Source organism: Sphingomonas bacterium, assembly GCF_903644135.1.
Classification (GTDB): Bacteria; Pseudomonadota; Alphaproteobacteria; order Sphingomonadales; family Sphingomonadaceae; genus Sphingomonas.
The window spans coordinates 1-3,384 of the sequence record NZ_CAHJXA010000308.1; the positions used below are offsets into that span (position 1 = coordinate 1).

At 70.9% G+C, this 3,384-nt stretch carries 6 protein-coding genes and 1 pseudogene; 6 read left to right on the forward strand and 1 reads right to left on the reverse strand.

Annotated features, from left to right (window positions below):
• From HUU96_RS13485 to HUU96_RS13495, 3 genes are all read left to right on the forward strand, one after another.
• On the forward strand, positions 1 to 267 hold a 267-nt coding region (locus HUU96_RS13485; RefSeq protein ID WP_174293271.1), incomplete at its 5' end, for a DUF1491 family protein.
• 65 nt (positions 268 to 332) lie between these two features.
• Complete coding sequence (locus HUU96_RS13490; protein ID WP_254605230.1) at positions 333 to 890, forward strand: cell wall hydrolase; 558 nt, start codon at positions 333 to 335, stop codon at positions 888 to 890.
• 61 nt (positions 891 to 951) lie between these two features.
• Positions 952 to 1,458 (forward strand): MmcB family DNA repair protein, encoded by a 507-nt coding sequence (locus HUU96_RS13495; RefSeq protein ID WP_174293275.1) that lies wholly within the window; start codon positions 952 to 954, stop codon positions 1,456 to 1,458.
• Positions 1,459 to 1,464: 6 nt separating this feature from the next.
• On the opposite strand, the gene HUU96_RS13500 is transcribed toward HUU96_RS13495, so the two are convergent.
• Positions 1,465 to 2,028 carry an ankyrin repeat domain-containing protein gene (locus HUU96_RS13500; protein WP_254605231.1) on the reverse strand — a complete coding sequence of 188 codons (564 nt, stop codon included), beginning with the start codon at positions 2,026 to 2,028 and terminating at the stop codon, positions 1,465 to 1,467.
• A 122-nt stretch (positions 2,029 to 2,150) separates the two neighbouring features.
• Here HUU96_RS13500 and HUU96_RS13505 point away from each other — a divergent pair, with 122 nt between their 5' ends.
• The 3 genes and pseudogenes from HUU96_RS13505 to HUU96_RS13515 all read left to right on the forward strand — a co-directional run.
• Positions 2,151 to 2,726 (forward strand): SCO family protein, encoded by a 576-nt coding sequence (locus tag HUU96_RS13505; RefSeq protein WP_174293273.1) that lies wholly within the window; start codon positions 2,151 to 2,153, stop codon positions 2,724 to 2,726.
• Positions 2,723 to 3,163: a YcgN family cysteine cluster protein gene (locus tag HUU96_RS13510; RefSeq protein ID WP_254605232.1), complete on the forward strand. Its 441-nt coding sequence runs from the start codon at positions 2,723 to 2,725 to the stop codon at positions 3,161 to 3,163. Before HUU96_RS13505 ends, HUU96_RS13510 begins: the two co-directional genes overlap by 4 nt.
• Positions 3,160 to 3,384, forward strand: a pseudogene (locus HUU96_RS13515) (M48 family metallopeptidase); the annotation flags it as partial. The gene HUU96_RS13510 and the pseudogene HUU96_RS13515, both read left to right, overlap by 4 nt.

Here is a 3,384-nt window from a genome sequence, read left to right on the forward strand (position 1 = left end):
GACGCCGGCGGCATGGCGGTGGTGCGCGCGCGCGGCGATGCGCAGGGCGGCGCGATCCTGCTGGTGGTCAGCGAGCTGGGCGGTCCCGAGCGGCTGCTGGAGCGCGGCATCGGCGCGGACGGCGGCTCGGCACTGATCGAGTCGGCACCCGCCGGCGACATCGACGAATATTGGCGACGGCGGCGCGCGCGGGACCCGGACCTGTGGGTGGTGGCGCTGGACATCGCGCAGGCGGAACGGTTCGCCGCTGAAACGATGCTGGCCTGATTGACGCCCCGATCGGCCTCGCCGACGCAGGAGCCCTGATCGATGGGGGCGTTGTGTCGGGTCTGGTGCGTGCAGCCATTGCGGCGATGATGCTGGCCCTAGCCGGCCTGGCCTCTCCCGCATTGGCTGCCGATCCCGTGCCGATGATCGTTCCGGCGGTCCAGGTCGCGACCGACGCGCTGTCGACGCCGCTCACCAGCCAGCCGAACCGGTTCGAGACGCTCGCGGCGGCGATCGCGGCGCAGGATGCGGCGGTGGCCGACGAGGCGACGCGCTGCCTCGCCGGCGCGATCTATTTCGAATCCAAGGGCGAGCCGTTCGACGGACAGCTCGCGGTTGCGGAGGTCATCATCAACCGCGCCAGGTCGGGCCGCTTCCCCGCCGATCTGTGCGAGGTGGTCAAGCAGCACGGCCAGTTCTCGTTCGTCCATGGCGGCGTCATCCCCACGGTCGACACCGCCCGCGCCAGCTATCGCACCGCACTGGCGATCGCCAAGGTGGCGATGGTCAAGGCCTGGGAGAGCAGCGCTTCCCACGCCCTGTATTTCCACGCCCGCCGCATCGCCGCCAGCGCGCGCTGGGTGATGGTCGCCGCGATCGGCAACCACATCTTCTATCGCTGACGCTGCGTCGGCGGACGCGCGCCGGGGTTGCGCCGTTCGCCTGATGTTCTATTCCGACGGCATGTTGGCCGCCCCGCTCGCTCCTCCCGCCGCCTGTCTCGACGATCCCGGCTCCCCGCTCTGCGCGGCTGAGGTGGCGCGGGGCGTGACGCGGATGCTGCTGCGCCACGGCCTGACCGCGATGGCGGAGGTGCCGCTCGACGGTGGTCGCCGCGCCGACCTGATGGCGATCGACGCGCGCGGCAATCTGGTGATCGTCGAGATCAAGGTGTCGCGCGCCGACCTGCTCGGCGACGGCAAGTGGACCGACTACCTCGCGCATTGCGACCGCTTCTACTGGGCGCTGCCGGCCGGCTTCGACCTGTCGCCGCTCGACGCCGCGGCGTTCCTGCCGGAGCGAACCGGGGTGATCGTCGCCGACCGTTATGATGCCGCCATCGTGCGCGAGGCACATTCGACGCCGCTCGCCGCGCCGGCGCGCAAGCGCTGTACCCTGGCCTTCGCTCGGCGCGCCGCGTGGCGGCTGATCGCGCAGACCGACCCAGAGGCGGACGGCCTGGCCTATTAGAGGCTCTTAAAGTCTGGGACCGGCGACGGCGCGGCGGGCCTTTTTCGGCGTGTCGGCGATCACCTTGGCAACCGCGGTGTTGCGCGGGTCCTGCGTCGCATAGGCGCGGGCCGACTTGCCCGCGATCACGTCGGGCTGGTCGGGATCCGCCCCGATCGCCAGCAGGTCGCGCACCATCGCCAGGTCGCGGCGCTGGACGGCGATGATCAGCGGCGTCTCGCCCGATGTGTTGCCGAGATTGGGGTTGGCCTTGCCGTCGGCGAGCAGCTGGATCAGCCCCTCATTACCGCCGTTCACCGCCAGCAGCAGCGGCGTGTTGCCTTTGCCGTCGCGCGCGTTGGGATCGGCCCCGCGCGACAGCAGGAAGTTGACATAGGCGGCATCGCCGCGCTTCACGACGATGTGCAGCGCGGTCTCGCCGGTGCTGGCGTCGCGCGTGTTGACGATCGTGTTGCCGGGCTTGTTCAGCGCGGTGATGACGTCGTCGCCCTTGCCGTCCTTGATCGCGGTCAGGAACTTGTAGCTCTCCGACTGGAACTGGGCCGGTGCGGGCGCCGCGGCGAGCGCCATGGCGACCATGACGGACGAGAGGAGGGGCAGGCGGGCTGAGGGCATGAGGCGGACGATCCCCGGATGATCTGTGGGCGACGAACTTGCGTACCAACGGGTATCAGATCAAGGCTGCCGGCGTCATGAACAAACGCGCTTTCCTGCTGGCCCTGGCGCTTGCCGGCTGCCACCCGGCCGCACCCCATGCGACACCTCCGCTCGCTGGTGCGGCGATCGGCGGCCCGTTCGCGCTGGTCGACCAGGCTGGCCGGACGGTGACCGAGCGCAGCTTCGCCGGCCGCTATCGCATCATGTATTTCGGCTACACCTTCTGTCCCGACGTCTGCCCGACGGACGCGCAGGCGATCGGCGCGGGCCTGCGCCTGCTGGAGGGGAGCGACCCGGCGCTGGCGGCGCGGGTGGTGCCGGTGTTCGTCACCGTCGACCCGGCGCGCGATACATCGGCGGTGCTGGGCCGCTTCGTCGTCGCCTTCCACCCACGCTTCGTCGGGCTGACCGGCAGCCCCGACGCGATCGCGCGCACCGCCAAGGAATATGCGGTCTATTACAGCAAGGGCGCGGGATCGAGCGACGGCTACCTCGTCAATCACAGCCGCACCGCCTATCTGATGGACCCGGACAACAAGCCGCTGGCGCTGCTGCCGACCGAGCAGGGCGCGCAGGCGGTGGCCGACGAGATCAGGCGCTGGGCGACATGATGGCTACCGACCGCTTCTGGGAACGACCGATCGAGACGCTCGACCGCGCGCAGTGGGAGGCGCTGTGCGATGGCTGCGGCAAGTGCTGCGTCCACAAGCTGGAGGATGAGGACACCGGTGAGCTGGTCGCGACCAACGTCGCCTGCCGGCTGCTCGACCGGCGCAGCGGCCAGTGCAAGGACTACCGCAATCGCCGCGCCTATGTGCCGGAATGCGTGCGGCTGACCTTCGCCAAGGTGCAGCGCGGGATCGACTGGCTGCCCTCGACCTGCGCCTATCGGCTGCGCGCGGCGGGGGAGCCGCTGCCCGACTGGCATTACCTGGTCAGCGGCGACCGCGAGGCGGTGCACCGTGCCCGCGAGTCGGTGCGCGGCTGGACGGTGAGCGAGGACGAGGTCGGCGACCTGGAGAACCACGTCGTCGACCGGCCGCTGTGAAGCCGGCGGACCTGCCGTTCGAGATCGTCCGCCATCCCAGCGCGCGGCAGATACGGCTGGCGCTTGATCCCGCCACCGGCCGCGCGCGGCTGGTGGTGCCGCGGCGCGCTGGCCTGGCCAAGGCGGTGGCTTGGGCCGAGGGCAAGGCGGCATGGCTGGAGGCGGAGCGCGCCCGGCTGCCGTCTGCGCGGCCGTTCGTCGACGGCGCCGCGGTGCCGCTG

Excerpts from the sequence above, each read along its gene's own strand:
- HUU96_RS13495 (WP_174293275.1), top strand. The coding sequence starts at position 952 with ATGTTGGCCGCCCCGCTCGCTCCTCCCGCCGCCTGTCTCGACGATCCC.
- HUU96_RS13500 (WP_254605231.1), bottom strand. The coding sequence starts at position 2,028 with ATGGCGCTCGCCGCGGCGCCCGCACCGGCCCAGTTCCAGTCGGAGAGC.
- HUU96_RS13505 (WP_174293273.1), top strand. The coding sequence starts at position 2,151 with ATGAACAAACGCGCTTTCCTGCTGGCCCTGGCGCTTGCCGGCTGCCAC.
- HUU96_RS13510 (WP_254605232.1), top strand. The coding sequence starts at position 2,723 with ATGATGGCTACCGACCGCTTCTGGGAACGACCGATCGAGACGCTCGAC.